At 73.0% G+C, this 13,199-nt stretch carries 13 protein-coding genes and 1 pseudogene; 10 read left to right on the top strand and 4 right to left on the bottom strand.

What is annotated here, in order from left to right; all coding sequences use genetic code 11:
• Window positions 1-168: 168 nt before the first annotated feature.
• The 4 genes from OG896_RS04525 to OG896_RS04510 all read left to right on the top strand — a co-directional run bounded on the left by OG896_RS04525 (window position 169) and on the right by OG896_RS04510 (window position 3,120).
• Window positions 169-351 (top strand): hypothetical protein, encoded by a 183-nt coding sequence (locus tag OG896_RS04525; RefSeq protein WP_328472075.1) that lies wholly within the window; start codon window positions 169-171, stop codon window positions 349-351.
• Between the two features lie 65 nt (window positions 352-416).
• Entirely contained in the window at window positions 417-962 is a 546-nt protein-coding gene (locus tag OG896_RS04520) for an MOSC domain-containing protein (protein ID WP_329362589.1), read from the top strand.
• An 8-nt stretch (window positions 963-970) separates the two neighbouring features.
• Window positions 971-1,708: an NADAR family protein gene (locus tag OG896_RS04515; protein WP_443056932.1), complete on the top strand. Its 738-nt coding sequence runs from the start codon at window positions 971-973 to the stop codon at window positions 1,706-1,708.
• Window positions 1,705-3,120 (top strand): FAD-dependent oxidoreductase, encoded by a 1,416-nt coding sequence (locus tag OG896_RS04510; protein ID WP_329362587.1) that lies wholly within the window; start codon window positions 1,705-1,707, stop codon window positions 3,118-3,120. Before OG896_RS04515 ends, OG896_RS04510 begins: the two co-directional genes overlap by 4 nt.
• Here OG896_RS04510 and OG896_RS04505 read toward each other — a convergent pair.
• Window positions 3,107-4,020, bottom strand: a pseudogene (locus OG896_RS04505) (hypothetical protein). The gene OG896_RS04510 and the pseudogene OG896_RS04505 overlap by 14 nt on opposite strands.
• A gap of 175 nt (window positions 4,021-4,195) precedes the next feature.
• Here OG896_RS04505 and OG896_RS04500 point away from each other — a divergent pair.
• A complete protein-coding gene (locus tag OG896_RS04500) occupies window positions 4,196-4,618 on the top strand; it encodes a hypothetical protein (RefSeq protein WP_329362585.1) in 423 nt (140 codons plus the stop codon).
• A 36-nt stretch (window positions 4,619-4,654) separates the two neighbouring features.
• Here the strand turns inward: OG896_RS04500 and OG896_RS04495 are convergent, their stop codons facing one another.
• The gene (locus OG896_RS04495) at window positions 4,655-5,263 is read right to left on the bottom strand and encodes a class I SAM-dependent methyltransferase (RefSeq protein WP_329362583.1); all 609 of its coding nucleotides are present in this window, start codon (window positions 5,261-5,263) and stop codon (window positions 4,655-4,657) included.
• Between the two features lie 13 nt (window positions 5,264-5,276).
• On the opposite strand from OG896_RS04495, the gene OG896_RS04490 reads away from it, so the two are divergent.
• The 3 genes from OG896_RS04490 to OG896_RS04480 all read left to right on the top strand — a co-directional run bounded on the left by OG896_RS04490 (window position 5,277) and on the right by OG896_RS04480 (window position 7,665).
• Window positions 5,277-5,612: a YnfA family protein gene (locus OG896_RS04490; protein WP_328472085.1), complete on the top strand. Its 336-nt coding sequence runs from the start codon at window positions 5,277-5,279 to the stop codon at window positions 5,610-5,612.
• 118 nt (window positions 5,613-5,730) lie between these two features.
• The gene (locus OG896_RS04485) at window positions 5,731-6,135 is read left to right on the top strand and encodes a roadblock/LC7 domain-containing protein (RefSeq protein ID WP_329362581.1); all 405 of its coding nucleotides are present in this window, start codon (window positions 5,731-5,733) and stop codon (window positions 6,133-6,135) included.
• Window positions 6,136-6,531: 396 nt separating this feature from the next.
• Complete coding sequence (locus tag OG896_RS04480) at window positions 6,532-7,665, top strand: DUF6397 family protein (protein WP_329362580.1); 1,134 nt, start codon at window positions 6,532-6,534, stop codon at window positions 7,663-7,665.
• Here the strand turns inward: OG896_RS04480 and OG896_RS04475 are convergent.
• Window positions 7,572-10,085: a DEAD/DEAH box helicase gene (locus tag OG896_RS04475; protein WP_329362578.1), complete on the bottom strand. Its 2,514-nt coding sequence runs from the start codon at window positions 10,083-10,085 to the stop codon at window positions 7,572-7,574. The two genes, OG896_RS04480 and OG896_RS04475, sit on opposite strands and share 94 nt — an antisense overlap.
• Window positions 10,086-10,218: 133 nt before the next feature.
• On the opposite strand from OG896_RS04475, the gene OG896_RS04470 reads away from it, so the two are divergent.
• Window positions 10,219-11,013 (top strand): metal-dependent hydrolase, encoded by a 795-nt coding sequence (locus OG896_RS04470; RefSeq protein ID WP_329362576.1) that lies wholly within the window; start codon window positions 10,219-10,221, stop codon window positions 11,011-11,013.
• On the opposite strand, the gene OG896_RS04465 is transcribed toward OG896_RS04470, so the two are convergent.
• Entirely contained in the window at window positions 10,949-12,280 is a 1,332-nt protein-coding gene (locus OG896_RS04465) for an MFS transporter (RefSeq protein ID WP_329362575.1), read from the bottom strand. The genes OG896_RS04470 and OG896_RS04465 overlap by 65 nt on opposite strands.
• A 137-nt stretch (window positions 12,281-12,417) precedes the next feature.
• Here OG896_RS04465 and OG896_RS04460 point away from each other — a divergent pair, with 137 nt between their 5' ends.
• Complete coding sequence (locus tag OG896_RS04460) at window positions 12,418-13,170, top strand: hypothetical protein (RefSeq protein ID WP_329362573.1); 753 nt, start codon at window positions 12,418-12,420, stop codon at window positions 13,168-13,170.
• Window positions 13,171-13,199 lie beyond the last annotated feature (29 nt).

The raw sequence follows: 13,199 nt of genomic DNA, 5'->3' as shown, positions 1-13,199 counted from the left end.
AGGGGCACCCCTTACATCCCGGGCGACACCCGTGATGCCTTGCCCGGTTTTTACCCGCCGGGTCTTGCGTCGCGGGGCCCGGGGAACCAGGAGGGCTCGCGGCGCGTTCCACTGGATAGGTACGGTGAGCGCGCGGCGCGGGCCGCCGTGAGACGGAGGCTGGGGAGCATGACGAATCGTACGAAGGTCGCCATCGGCGGCGTGGTGGTGGGGCTGATCCTGCTCGCCTGGATTCCCTGGTGGGTGTTCTTCCTGGTCGTGATCGGCGTGCCGGCCGTCGCGTATTTCACGCTCGACTCCTCCCAGCGGCGCCGGCTGCGCCGGGTGAGCCGCCGGCAAATCGGTCGCTGACCGCGCGGTCCCCTCGATAGGATGAAGCGTCGGGTCAGGGAATCCGATCGAGGGGAAAAAACCTCATGCTCAGCGGTTCCGTCGTCGCGGTCAGCCGTGACGCCACGCACCGGTTCAGCAAGGTCAACCAGGACAGCGTCCGGCTGCTCGCCGGGCTCGGTATCGAGGGCGACGCGCACCTCGGCGTCACCGTCCAGCACCTGTCGCGGGTGGCCCGGGACCCCACCCAGCCGAACCTTCGGCAGGTGCATCTCATCCATGCCGAACTCTTCGACGAACTGCGCGCGGCCGGGTACCACGTAGGGCCCGGCGAACTCGGCGAGAACATCACCACCAGCGGCCTCGCGATCCTCGACCTGCCCGCGGGCACCCGGCTTCGGCTCGGGTCCGCCGCCGTGATCGAGCTGACCGGCCTGCGCAATCCCTGCGCTCAGATCGAGACGTTCCGCAGCGGCCTGCTCAAGCAGGTCGTCGGCCGTGACGAGGCAGGGGCGATCATCCGCAAGGGCGGTGTGATGAGCGTCGTCCTCGAGGGCGGCGTCGTACACCCAGGCGACCCGATCGCCGTCGAGCTGCCCGCCGCACCGCACCGCCCACTGGAAAAGGTCTGAACCCGCCCATGACGGCCGATACCCCCGCAGCCGCTCCGGGGCGCCCCCCGGTGTCCAAGGCCGGCGCCGTGCGCTCCGTCCCCGAACTGGCCGCCCTTGTGGCATCCGGCACCCGGGTGAAGTACCTGCACTTCTGGGGCCACCGCCCGCAGCGCGACGGCAGCGTCGGCCCGGGCTGCCTCAGCCAGTGGTGGCCGGCCCCCTTCACGGTGGACGGCGTCACCTATGCCACCGCCGAGCACTGGATGATGGCGGGCAAGGCCCGGCTGTTCGGCGACGAGGACGCGGCGCGCCGCGTCCTCGTCGCCGGCCACCCGAAGGCCGCGAAGTCCGTGGGCCGAAGCGTCCGCGGCTTCGACGAGGCGGTGTGGGAGCGGGAGCGCTTCGCTCTGGTCGTCGCGGGCAGCGTGCACAAGTTCGGCCAGCACCCCGACCTGCGGGCCTACCTGCTCGGTACGGCCCGCCGGGTGCTGGTCGAGGCCAGCCCGCTGGACCGGGTCTGGGGTATCGGCCTGGCCGCCGACGACGACCGCGCCGAGCGCCCCGACGCCTGGCGCGGCCTGAACCTGCTCGGCTTCGCCCTCATGGCGGCCAGGGACGAGCTCGCCGCCCCCGAAGGAGCTGCCCTGGAGGGTCAGGCGCCCGGAGCGCGGACTCTCGGCGGGCCGGTCCTCGGCGGACAGGTCCCCGACGGACAGGTCCTCGACGCGCAGGCCCTCGGACGAGAGGCACCCTTCGCCCCATGACCGAACGCCTCGTGGTCGTCGGTGGCGACGCCACCGGCATGTCCGCCGCCTCCCAGGCCCGTCGCCGCAGGCCGGCCGACGACCTGGAGATCGTCGCCTTCGAGCGCGGCCGGCACGTCTCCTACAGCGCCTGCGGCATCCCGTACTGGATCGCCGGCGACACCACCGGCCCCGACGCGCTGGTCGCCCGCACCGCCGCCGAGCACCGCGACCGCGGTATCGACGTACGCCTGGGCACCGAGGTGACGGAGATCGACCGCGACGGCGCCCGTGTCCTGGCGCGGGACGCCGACGGCCGCGAGCGGTGGACGGGCTACGACCATCTGGTGATCGCCACCGGTGCGCTGCCCGTACGGCCGCCGATCCCGGGCATCGACGCGCCCGGTGTCTTCGGGGTGCAGACCCTGGACGACGGCGAGGCCGTACTGCGCGGCCTGGACCGCGACGGGGTGCGGCGGGCCGTGGTGGTCGGCGGCGGCTACATCGGCGTCGAGATGGCCGAGGCGATGCTGCGGCACGGCCTCGACGTCACCCTCGTCGACCGCAACCCGCAGCCGATGACCACACTGGACCCCGACATGGGACGCCTGGTGCGCAAGGCCCTCGAAGGACTCGGCGTCACCGTCGTCTCCGGCGCCGCCGCCCGCGAGGTGCTCACCGACTCCGACGGGCGCGCCCGCGCCGTCGCCACCGACGACGCGGAGTACCCCGCCGACCTGGTCGTCCTCGGCCTCGGCGTCCGGCCGAACACCGCGCTCGCCCGCGACGCGGGACTCCCGCTGGGAACGCATGGCGGGCTGCTCACCGACCGTTCGATGCGGGTGCGCGACACCGAGCGGATCTGGGCCGGCGGGGACTGCGTCGAAGTGCTCAACCTCGTCTCCGGCGCCTGGCAGCACATCGCGCTGGGCACCCACGCCAACAAGCACGGCCGGATCATCGGCACCAACATCGGCGGTGGCTACGCCACGTTCCCCGGTGTGGTCGGCACCGCCGTCAGCAAGGTGTGCGACGTGGAGATCGCCAGGACCGGCCTCAAGGAGTCCCAGGCCAGGGCCGCGGGCCTCGACTTCGTCAGCGCGGTCATCGAGTCCACCAGCCGTGCCGGGTACTACCCCCAGGCGGCCTTGATGACCGTCAAGATGCTCGCCGAGCGCGGCACAGGACGGCTGCTCGGCCTCCAGATCGTCGGCGGGGAGGGCGCCGCCAAGCGCGTGGACGTCGGTGCGGTCGCGCTCACCGCGGGGATGACCGTCGGGCGGATGGTCGATCTCGACCTCGGCTACGCCCCGCCGTTCTCGCCGGTGTGGGACCCCGTGCTGGTCGCCGCACGCAAGGCGGCGGACACGGTGGCCGCCGACATCGCGCGCACGGCGGGCGGCTCCGACACCCGGGGCGTCAGCCCGACCTGACCTCGGCGGTGGCGAGCCGGCCGAGGGCTTCGAGCAGCGGCGGCAACGCCGGACCGCGCCCCACCGGCAGGACCTCGCCGGGCGCGTCGTCCAGCAGCACGAACGCCATGTCGTCCGTCCTGGCCACCAGGCTCCAGCCGGGCCCGTCGGCGCGCACCGCCCCGTACGTGGTGCGGACCCGGCCGGGCGGAGGGGGCTCGCGGGTGTACGCCTCGGCGCTTTCCAGGGCGCGCCGGACCCCGTCGTGGGAGAGGGCGGGGACGGGGGTCTCCACGTCGGTGTCGGTGGCTGTGCCGGTACGCGCGGCGGGCGCGTGGCTGCTCTCGGGTGCGGCGGGTGCGGCGGGTGCGTCGGGTGCCTTCGTGGCGGGGGCGTCGCCGCTGGTGTCCGCGTCCGCGGTGTCCTCGGCGGCGGAGCCGATCTGGTCGCGCCATTCGCGCCAACGGATCGCTATCTCGTCGGCGCCCAACCGCCGTTGCTGCGGCCCCCACACCGATGTGTCGGGCGGGGCGAGGGCGGGCCCCGCGCCGGCCGTCTCGTCGGGGTCGTGCGGCGCGGGGACGCCCGGCGCCGCGACGGCGACCGGCAGCGGCCAACCCGGGAGGGACGCGACCATGGTGCTCTCGTCCGGCGACAGGTCGTACTCAAGTCCGCAGTCCCACGCGGCGAGCGCGCACGCGACCATCGCGGCGTCGGTCGTGGCCACGGTCCAGCGCGCCCCGGCGGAGTCCTGACCGAACACCACCCGTAGCCGCCGGCCAGCGGTTCGAGCCCCAACCGCGAGCACGCCGCGGGGTAGTCGTCGCCCAGCACCCCAGGGAAACCGCCCGGCGTCAGCATCGCCGCGGTCAGCACGAGCAGCGCGTCCTCCTCCGGCGTGTCCTGCGCGTTGCCGTCCATCCCTGCCTCCCTGTCACCGCCCGGTCCGCCGCACCCTAACCAGCGGGTAACCTCCGCGTCGAGGGGCCTGGAAGTGAGGAAAACGTGCGTGCGGCGTTCCGGTGCCGCGCAGGAAGGCGCGTGCTCGACGCAAATCGTTGGCAGCAGGGGGGAGTTGGCGCCTACGATCGCGGCCATGGCCCGGATCATGCGCTCCCACTTCGTCTGCGTGCCGTGCCGCGCTTCGTGGAAGAAGCAGGGCAACGGCGTTCGCGGGGACGTCTGTCCGCGCTGCGGCGGCGCGCTCGTGGACGCGGGCGCGCAACTCGCCGTGCCGCCCAAGCGGGACACCGCCGGTTGGCGCGCCCTGGCCGCCGTGCTGGCCGCGGGGCTCCGGTTCGCCCCCACCTGCATGTGCTGCCTGGACGGGCCCGGATACCGTCCGCGCACCCCGCGCGAGGTCCGGGAACGGCTCGTACACGCGGCGGCCACGGGCGTCCCGGTCGAGAGGGCGCTCGCCTGCGAGGACCCCACCCATACCGATGTTCGCCGGGCGCCAGGGTCGGGGCGTTCCGCGCGGTCGGGGCATGCGGTGCGGTCGGGGGTGCGGCGGCGGTGAACAGCGGCTTCGCCGCGGCAGGTTCCGCCGGGTCGTTCAGGGCTTCCTGACCGCCAGCGCCAGATAGCGCGCGTCGGAGTCGTCGAGGAGCAGCAGTTCCCACCCGGTGCTGGCAAGCAGCCGGCCGAGTCGGGGCTGGGCGCGCATGTCATCGGGCGCGAGCGGGCGGCCGTGGCGGGCGGCGAGGGCGGCGCGGCCGAGCGGGTGGAAGAGCGCGAGACGGCCGCCCGGCTTGGTCACGCGGGCGAGTTCGCGCAGGCCGGCGGCGGGGTCGGGGAGGTGGTGCACCAGCCCCGAGGCGAGCACGGCGTCGAACGTGCCCGCCGCCAACGGCAGGCGCCCGCAGTCGGCTTCGACCAGCACCCCATGCGCCCGGCGGCCGAGCGCCACGGCCTCCCGCAGCATCTCGGAGGTCAGGTCCACGCCGACGACGACGCCCTCGGGGCCGACCGCGGTCCGCAACTGCGGCAGCGCACGCGCCGTACCGCATCCCGCGTCGAGCACCGTGTCGCCCTGCCGCGGTTCCAACTCGGCGACCACGGCCGCGAACGCCGGGCCGTCGCCGGGAAAACGACCTTCCCAGCCGGCGGCCCGTGCCGCGAAGAACTCCCGCACCTGCTCGTTTCCGCGCTCCATTCCGGCCATGCATCATGGTTGCATGATCACGCTGCGCTCCGTCGCATTGTTCCTGCTGGCCGCCGTTCTGGAGATCGGCGGCGCGTGGCTGATCTGGCAGGGCTTGCGCGAGCACCGCGGAATCGGCTGGATCGCCGCGGGTGTCGTCTCCCTCGGCTGCTACGGATTCGTCGCGACGCTCCAGCCGAGCGGGGACTTCGGGCGCATCCTGGCGGCGTACGGCGGGGTGTTCGTCGCGGGATCGCTGGTGTGGGGCATGATCCTCGACGGCTACCGGCCGGACCGCTTCGACGTGATCGGCGCGGTGGTCTGCCTCGTCGGGGTCGGCGTGATCATGTACGCCCCGCGCGGTGGCTGATTCCGTCCGTCCGCGGCCGGGCGAACTCCCGTCCGATCGTGCTCGCCACCGGGAGGGGCTTGCCCTCGCGCGCCCGGCGTACCAGGCTGCGTAGCGCAGCGGAGACGGGAGGTAGGCCATGACGGTGGGCAACGGGCTCGCATGGCTGCTCGATGACCTGACCAAGCGGGTGCCGCACGTGCAGCACGCGCTCGTGCTGTCCAACGACGGCCTGGTCACGGGTGCCAGCGGTGATCTCGACCGGCCGACCGCCGAGCACCTGGCCGCTGTGTCATCGGGTTTCCACAGCCTCGCCAAGGGCGCCGGCCGGCAGTTCGGCACCGGCGGGGTGCGGCAGACCATGATCGAGTTCGAGGAGGGTTTCCTCTTCGTCACGGCGGCGGGCGACGGCAGTTGCCTGTCGGTGCTCAGCGGGATGGACGCGGACATCGGCCAGGTCGCGTACGAGATGACCCGGCTGGTGCGGCGGGTCGGCGAACATCTCGGTGTCGCACCGCGGCAGTCCGGAACGACACGCGCCTGACCTGCGGGTTCGTCCTGTTTTCGGAGTTATCCACAGGCTCTCCGCGGGGTGTCGGCGTTTCGCGCTAGTTTGGTCACTGTCAGTGATCGAGCTTCGCGGAAGGTGATGGACATGGGTGCGACGCAGCAGCGGCAGCAGCGGCAGGAACGGGTCGGACGGGCGGGCGCGGACCGGGCGCGGGTCGCGCGGTCGAAGCAGGATCGGCGCCGTGTGGACCGCGGACTTCCGGGCCACGGTGGTCCGGTTCGCGGTGGACCGGGTGGACCGGATGGACCGGGTGGACCGGGCGGGGCGGGGCCGGAGAGCGTCGGGCCGGACCGCGGTGGGCCGGAGCGGGTGCGGCAGGACCGGCTCGTGGCGGACGGCCCGCCCCCGGCGGTGCCTGACGGCCCCTTGATGACGCTCGCCCGGGCCCGGGACGCGCTCGGCCTCGACTACGACGAGTTCGACCTCGCCGTGCAGATCGGGGAGGTCCCCACGGTCGCCTGCGGCTCGCGCAGTTGGAAGGTCAGATCGGACGAGGTGGACCGGCTCGTCGCGGAGGACGGCCACCCGCTGCCCCTGCTCGACCGGATCAGGCTGGTCGGCAGCGCCGAGGCGGCGAAGGAACTCGGTGTGGGCCGGGAGCGGTTCGTCCGGCTGGCCAGGGTGGGGCACATCCGCCCGGTCCGCTGGTATGTGAACCGATATCACGCGCTGGTGTGGATGTACCTGGCCCGGGACCTTCCGGTGCTCGCCGAGCACTGCCCGGCGCTGTTGAGCGGCCCCCTGCCCGAGGGGCTGCGGGCGGCGGTGGCCGACGGTGAGGACGAGCGGGCCCGCGGTTGGCGTTCCCGCCGTGTCGCCCAACTCGTGCGCGACACCTACGACGCGTGGGACGAAGCCGCCGTGTGGTCGGCGCTGCTCGGGCCGGAGCTCATCGACAGCGCGCTGCCCGACCCTTACGAACGGGCGCATCTGCGCAAACTGCGGGCGGCCCTGCCACCTGGCCGTCCCGGTCTGGCCACGCCCGAGCAGATCAAGGTGATCAGCACCGCCGACCATCCGGACGAGATCGCGCTGGCCCTCGTGGCCCTGGCCGACGCGCTCGGCCGGGCAAGGGAACTGCGGCCGGCACCGGGCCGGGCCGTCGGCGCCGCCGCGGAACTCGCTGCGGAGCCTGCGTCATGGCCCGTGCCACTGTCTGCCACGGCGCCGCTGGTTCCGCGCCCGCTTCCGCTGCCGGACGAGCTTGCCGCTGAGGTCGGGGAAGGCGCGGATGGCGCGGAACGCGCCGGTGTCGACGGCGCCGCCGGCCCGGCCCGGCCGGACGGTTCTGGCGACGACGGCCGGCCGGGCCTGCGGGGGCTGCTGCGGCTGCTGGGGCGCAGAAACCGGTCAGCGGATGCGGGTGCGGGTACTGCGGGTGCGGCTGGTGGTGGGGTGCGCGGCGGCCCTCACAGTTCGCCGACGTCGGTGACCCGGACCACCGCGCGGCTCTCCTCGTCGGAGGCCGCCAGGTCCACCTCCGCCGAAATGCCCCAGCCATGATCGCCGTTGGGGTCGGCGAAGGTCTGCCGGACCCGCCACAGGCCGTGCTCCGGCTGTTCCTCGATGAGCAGCAGCTTCGGCCCACGGGCGTCCGGCCCGGTACCGAGGTCGTCGTACTCGTCCCAGTAGGCGTCCATGGCGTCGGCCCAGGCGTCGGCGTCCCACCCGGACTCGGCGTCCAGCTCGCCGAGCTGGTGGTACTTCTCCAGCGCCGCCAGCTCGACCCGGCGGAAGAGGGCGTTGCGGACCAGCACCCGGAAGGCACGGGCATTGGCGGTCACCGGCTTGACCTGGTCGGCGCGCTCGGCGGCCTCCTCGGCGCTCTCCACCTCGGGGTTGGCCAGTTGCTCCCACTCGTCGAGCAGGCTGGAGTCGACCTGCCGCACCAGCTCGCCGAGCCAGGCCGTGAGGTCCTGGAAGTCCTCCGACTTCAGGTCGTCGGGCACGGTGTGGTCCAGCGCCTTGTAGGCGCCGGCCAGGTAGCGCAGCACGATGCCCTCGGTCCTGGCCAGCTCGTAGTTGGAGACGAACTCCGAGAAGGTCATGGCCCGCTCGTACATGTCGCGGATGACGGACTTCGGCGACAGCGGGTGGTCGCCGACCCACGGGTGGCTCTTGCGGTACACGCCGTAGGCGTGCAGGAGCAGCTCCTCCAGCGGCTTGGGGTAGGAGACGTCCTGAATCCGCTCCATCCTCTCCTCGTACTCCACCCCGTCGGCCTTCATCTCCGCGATCGCCTCGCCGCGCGCCTTGTTCTGCTGGGCGGCGAGGATCTGGCGGGGGTCGTCGAGGGTGGACTCCACCACGGAGACCATGTCCAGGGCGTAGGAGGGGGAGTCGGGGTCGAGGAGCTCGAAGGAGGCGAGCGCGAAGGTGGACAGCGGCTGGTTGAGCGCGAAGTCCTGCTGGAGGTCGACGGTGAGCCGGACGATCCTGCCCTCGGCGTCCGGCTCGTCGAGGCGTTCCACCACACCGCCGTCGAGCAGCGAGCGGTAGATCGCGATGGCCCGCCGGATGTGCCGGAGCTGGGACCTGCGGTCCTCGTGGTTGTCCTCCAGCAGGTGCCGCATCGCGTCGAAGGCGTTGCCCGGCCGGGCGATCACCGACAGCAGCATCGCGTGGGTGACCCGGAAGCGGGAGGTCAGCGCCTCAGGCTCGGAGGCGATCAGCTTCTCGAAGGTGTTCTGCCCCCAGCCGACGAACCCCTCCGGTGCCTTCTTGCGCACCACCTTGCGGCGCTTCTTCGGGTCGTCGCCGGCCTTGGCCAGCGCCTTCTCGTTCTCGATCACGTACTCGGGAGCCTGCGCCACCACGAACCCGGCGGTGTCGAAGCCGGCCCGCCCGGCCCGCCCCGCGATCTGGTGGAACTCCCGGGCCCGCAGCACCCGCACCCGCTGCCCGTCGTACTTCGTCAGCGCGGTGAACAGCACCGTGCGGATCGGCACGTTGACGCCGACGCCGAGGGTGTCGGTGCCGCAGATCACCTTCAGCAGCCCGGCCTGCGCCAGCTTCTCCACCAGCCGGCGGTACTTCGGCAGCATCCCCGCGTGGTGCACCCCGATGCCGTGCCGCACGTAGCGGGAGAGGTTGCGGCCGAAGGCGGTGGTGAAGCGGAAGTTGCCGATCAGCTCGGCGATGGCGTCCTTCTCGGCGCGGGTGCACATGTTGATGCTCATCAGCGCCTGCGCCCGTTCCACCGCGGCGGCCTGCGTGAAGTGCACGATGTACACCGGCGACTGGCGGGTCTCCAGCAACTCGGTGAGGGTCTCGGTCAGCGGCGTGGTGCGGTACTCGTAGCTCAGCGGCACCGGCCGGGTCGCGGACCTGACCACCGCGGTGGGACGCCCGGTGCGCCGGGTCAGGTCCTCCTCGAACCGGGCCACGTCGCCGAGTGTCGCCGACATCAGCACGAACTGCGCCTGCGGCAGCTCCAGCAGCGGGATCTGCCACGCCCAGCCACGGTCCGGTTCGGCGTAGAAGTGGAACTCGTCCATGACGACCTGGCCGACGTCGGCGGTCCGCCCGTCGCGCAGCGCGATCGAGGCGAGCACCTCGGCGGTGCAGCAGATCACCGGGGCGTCCGGGTTGACCGAGGCGTCGCCGGTGAGCATGCCGACGTTCTCGGTGCCGAACATCTTGCACAGGTCGAAGAACTTCTCGGAGACCAGCGCCTTGATCGGCGCGGTGTAGAAGGTGACCTCGTCGCGGGCCAGCGCGGCGAAGTGCGCACCCGCCGCCACCAGGCTCTTTCCGGAGCCGGTGGGGGTGGAGAGGATCACGTTCGCCCCCGAGACCACCTCGATCAGCGCCTCCTCCTGGGCCGGGTAGAGGGCGATGCCCTGGCCCTCGGCCCACGTCGAGAACGCTTCGAAGAGGGCATCGGGGTCGGCTTCGGAAGGGAGCTGATCGATAAGGGTCACCCCTCCATCTTGCCCGTCCGGACGCCCAAGGGCGGAACCGGCGGTGAAGCCGATGATCACCACGGGTAGGGTGTGGCGTCGGCCACGTGTCAACTCCGCCTGTGGGCGGCCGAATCGGGGGTATCGCCAGACCATGATGGGACCAGCACACTCGCTGTCGGGAGCGACGGCCTGGTTGGGTGTCGGCGCCATCGCGGCCGGCCTCGGCGATCCGATGCCGTGGCCGACTCTCGTGGTGGGTGCGCTGATCTGTGCGGGTGCGGCCCTCGCGCCCGACCTGGACCACCAGGCGGCGACCATCTCCCGGGCCTTCGGTCCGCTGTCCCACCTGGCCTGCAAGTTCATCGACTCGCTCTCCCACGTCACCTACAAGGCGACCCGGAAGAGTGGCGACCCCCGCCGGGCCGGCGGCCACCGGACCTTGACCCACACCTGGCTGTGGGCGGCGCTGCTCGGCGTCGGTTTCTCGGCGCTGGCCGTCTACGGTGGCCGGTGGGCGGTGCTGGCGATCCTCTTCGTGCACATGGTGCTCGCGGTGGACGGCCTGCTGTGGCGGCAGGCACGCGCCTCCAGCCACGTCCTGGTGTGGCTGCTGGGTGCGACGAGCGCGTGGATGCTCGCCGACGTGCTGGACGACCCGGGCAACGGCAAGGCGTGGCTGTTCACCGAGCCCGGCCAGCACTACATGTGGATCGGCATGCCGATCGTGCTCGGCGCGCTGGTGCACTGCCTCGGCGACGCGCTGACCGTCTCCGGCTGCCCGATTCTGTGGCCGATACCCGTCGGCCGCAGGCGCTGGCACCCGCTGGGGCCGCCGAAGTTCATGCGCTTTCGGGCCGGAAGCTGGGTGGAGATCAAGATCCTCACCCCGGTGTTCTTCGTGGCGGGCGGCGCCTGCGCCGTCGGCGCCCTCGGGCTGTTCGGCTAGTTCGGCCAGCCGCCTCCTCATCGGCCGGCGGCTCCGCGGGGCCGCCGTGGAGGGGGCGCTGCGGGCCGACGGCACGTATCGCGGGATGGGCGAGCACCGCGATCACCGCGGAGGTCTGCCACAGCACGCCGAAGCCGAGCACCCCTGAGGTGCCGACGAGCAGGGCGACCGGCCCGGCGGCGGCCAGTCCGACGGGGCCGAGGACGAAGGCCCCGAAGGAGCTGTAGGCGCTCACCCGGGCCAGCACCTCGCGCGGCACATGACGCTGCACGGCGGCCGGGTAGAGGGTGCCGCAGACCGCCGAGCCGATGCCCGCCAGGAAGGCGGCGCCACAGACCCCCGCCAGCGGCAGGCCGGTGGCGAGCGCGGCGGAGGGCAGTGACCAGCCCAGCGAGGCGGCGATCGCCACGAACAGCGGCCGTCGGGGCCGCCGGAGGAGCATGGCGATGCCGCCGGCCACCGCGCCCGCACCGTCGACGGCCATCACCAGGCCCCACGACGACGCCCCGCCGAGCCGCCGCTGGGAGACGACGGGACCGAGGACGAGGAACGGCCCCCAGACGAAGAGGTTCATCAGGCCGATGTGCGCCGTGGTCACCCACAGCCAGGTGCGGGAGCGGAACGCGGTCCAGCCTCCTTTCAGGTCCGCCGTGAAGGACGCAGCGCGTGCGGGCAGCGGGGCCGCACGCGGCAGCAGGAGGAGCACGACGACGCTGACGGCGTAGCCGGCCGCGTCCAGGGCGAGTACGCAGGACGGGCCGCTGACCGCGGTCAGGACGCCGGCGAGCATCGGGCCCGCGATGGACGTCGCGGACGCGGCCATGCCGAGCAGGGCGTTGGCGTCGGACAGCGCCGCACCGCGGGTGAGGTGCGGGACCAGGGCGTTGAGGGCCGGGTTGAACAGGGCTTCGGCCGCGCCCCAGAGGGCGACGAGGGAGACCAGCGCCCACAGCCCGGGACGCGCCCCGAGCAGGACCAGGGCGAGGGCGCCCTGGGTGAGGCAGCGCACCGTGTCGGCGGCCAGCATTACCCGCCGGCTGCCGAGCCGGTCGGTGACGACGCCGCCGGCGAGCAGGACGAGGACGAGCGGCAGGGTCCGGGCGGCGAGGACGCCGCCCAGTTCGGTCCCACCGCCACCGGTGTCGAGGATCGCGAAGGCGACCGCGACGGAGGCCATGGAGGAGCCGAGCAGCGAGGTGCCGTAGCCGATGAAGAAGCGGCGGAAGTCGCGCTCGCGCAGTACCGCCAGGCCGTTGGGGAGGGGCATGAGCGCAGCGTGCAAGGGGCCGTTGACGACACGCCAGATACGCGGTCGAGATAACGTGAGTCGGATCGAATCAAGTTAAGCTCCTGTTCGAGGCATTCAAGGGTGCGTTTACTGCGGTGAGTTGATAAGGGGGAGGTATGAGTCGACCCGTCGAGTACGCCGTGGCCGTGGACGGATTTGTTGCCGCCGCCGCGTTGGGAGCGGGCTCGCGCCGGGTCTACCGGATCGCCCTCACCACGTGGGCCTGGGCGCTGGTGGACAAGGTCCCGCCGGTGGGGGAGCAGCGGCGCAACGCCCTGCCGCCGGCCGTGCCGTTGGCCCTGCTGGACGCCCCGCACACCCCGGGGCGGCTGCGGGACGCCTTCGCCGCGCGAGCCGCGGTGGTCGGTGCCCGTACGGCCAATCGCGAGTTGTCGGTGCTGGCCGCCGCGGTCAACTGGTGGCGCGGGCAGGGCTGGTTGGCGGGAGACCCCCTCGCCGGCGTGCGGCGCCTGCCGGTGTCGGCCGCGCCGGCGGCCGGAATCCGGCTGGACGCCGCCCAGGTCGGAGCCGTTCTCGACCTGCCGGTCCCGCTGCGGGAGACGACCTTCTGGCACCTGCTGCACGAGACCGGGGCGACGATCGAGCGCGTCCTCGCTCTCGACGTCGACGACCTGGACCTGCCCGGCCGGCGCACTCGTGGGCGCGGCGCCCTGCGCTGGGGCGACGGATCGGCCGGGCTGCTTCCGCTGCTCACTCTCGGGCGCGTGGACGGACCGCTGTTCACGACCGCCCGGGGCCGGTTGTCCTACCGCCGCGCCGCGGAGGTCTTCACCGCCGCCACCCGGCCGCTCGATCCGCGGGGGCGCGGGTGGACGCTTCGCCGGTTGGCGGCCGGGGAACGGCGGTAGCCCGGCCGCCAGGGACTGGTCTCCGTTCC

Origin of the sequence: Streptomyces sp. NBC_00669, from assembly GCF_036226785.1 — a bacterium.
Lineage (GTDB): Bacteria > Actinomycetota > Actinomycetes > Streptomycetales > Streptomycetaceae > Actinacidiphila.
Note: the sequence above shows the minus strand (reverse complement) of the source record. Positions and strands in the feature narration are given on the sequence as shown.

What these genes read in the sequence shown, in the direction of transcription:
- OG896_RS04525 (WP_328472075.1), top strand. Translation starts at nt 169, where the DNA reads ATGACGAATCGTACGAAGGTCGCCATCGGCGGCGTGGTGGTGGGGCTG.
- OG896_RS04520 (WP_329362589.1), top strand. Translation starts at nt 417, where the DNA reads ATGCTCAGCGGTTCCGTCGTCGCGGTCAGCCGTGACGCCACGCACCGG.
- OG896_RS04515 (WP_443056932.1), top strand. Translation starts at nt 971, where the DNA reads ATGACGGCCGATACCCCCGCAGCCGCTCCGGGGCGCCCCCCGGTGTCC.
- OG896_RS04510 (WP_329362587.1), top strand. Translation starts at nt 1,705, where the DNA reads ATGACCGAACGCCTCGTGGTCGTCGGTGGCGACGCCACCGGCATGTCC.
- OG896_RS04500 (WP_329362585.1), top strand. Translation starts at nt 4,196, where the DNA reads ATGGCCCGGATCATGCGCTCCCACTTCGTCTGCGTGCCGTGCCGCGCT.
- OG896_RS04495 (WP_329362583.1), bottom strand. Translation starts at nt 5,263, where the DNA reads ATGGCCGGAATGGAGCGCGGAAACGAGCAGGTGCGGGAGTTCTTCGCG.
- OG896_RS04490 (WP_328472085.1), top strand. Translation starts at nt 5,277, where the DNA reads ATGATCACGCTGCGCTCCGTCGCATTGTTCCTGCTGGCCGCCGTTCTG.
- OG896_RS04485 (WP_329362581.1), top strand. Translation starts at nt 5,731, where the DNA reads ATGACGGTGGGCAACGGGCTCGCATGGCTGCTCGATGACCTGACCAAG.
- OG896_RS04480 (WP_329362580.1), top strand. Translation starts at nt 6,532, where the DNA reads ATGACGCTCGCCCGGGCCCGGGACGCGCTCGGCCTCGACTACGACGAG.
- OG896_RS04470 (WP_329362576.1), top strand. Translation starts at nt 10,219, where the DNA reads ATGATGGGACCAGCACACTCGCTGTCGGGAGCGACGGCCTGGTTGGGT.
- OG896_RS04465 (WP_329362575.1), bottom strand. Translation starts at nt 12,280, where the DNA reads ATGCCCCTCCCCAACGGCCTGGCGGTACTGCGCGAGCGCGACTTCCGC.
- OG896_RS04460 (WP_329362573.1), top strand. Translation starts at nt 12,418, where the DNA reads ATGAGTCGACCCGTCGAGTACGCCGTGGCCGTGGACGGATTTGTTGCC.